Here is a 711-nt window from a genome sequence, read left to right as displayed (position 1 = left end):
AACAGCCCAATGATAGGAACCGCGTGCCTATTAATAAAACAATCCCTGCCGAAATCAAGCGAGGAGACAGATGAAAAAGCAATTTATTATAGTAGGAATGGTTACCCTTTTGGGAATACTGAATCTAGCTCCAGCAAATGCAGATGTAGGCGTAAGTTTCGAACCCCCAAAACCACCTAAGGATCCAACTGTAGACTCACCATCTGCCCCACGGCCACAACCTGCTTCACCGACACAATCTTCTCCACCGACACAACCTGCTCTATCAGAACAATATCTGAAAATTATTGCGTTGCTAACAAAACACCTTGAGTTGAAAAAAGAACAACTTTCACAAATAGAAAATGCCTATCAGGCTATAACAAAGGATCAGAGAACAGCCCCGAAACAAATAGACTTTTCTAATTTTTTTCTTAAAAAGCCAGAATTGCTCTATAAAGGTAGTAAGCTTTCAGGGAAGTCATATCAAGAGGTCTTGAATGATGAAAACAGATATTCTCAGTCTTTTGATCAACTCGGTAAACTTCTTTTTGGGCGTTTACAAAATGTATCGATTATAGATAAAGCTGTAACTTTAAAAACTTTTCAAAATGTAGAAAGTCGTTTTCAATACCTCAGAAAACTATTCAATGAACTTCAAACAAAAGAAAAACTGAAAGACATTGCAGATCTTCAAGCACATATCGATGGTACATTAGCTATGATCCAAAA

The 711-nt window shown here is 37.4% G+C and carries 1 protein-coding gene; it reads left to right on the top strand.

What is annotated here, in order from left to right:
* Positions 1-70: 70 nt before the first annotated feature.
* A partial coding sequence (locus tag ACFIO5_RS11825) for a TrbJ/VirB5 family protein (RefSeq protein ID WP_375701521.1) occupies positions 71-711 on the top strand: 641 nt, incomplete at its 3' end.

This window comes from Bartonella sp. AA86SXKL (assembly GCF_042196885.1).
The sequence above is the reverse complement of the archived record's forward strand: the minus strand, read 5'-3'. Positions and strand labels throughout refer to the sequence as shown.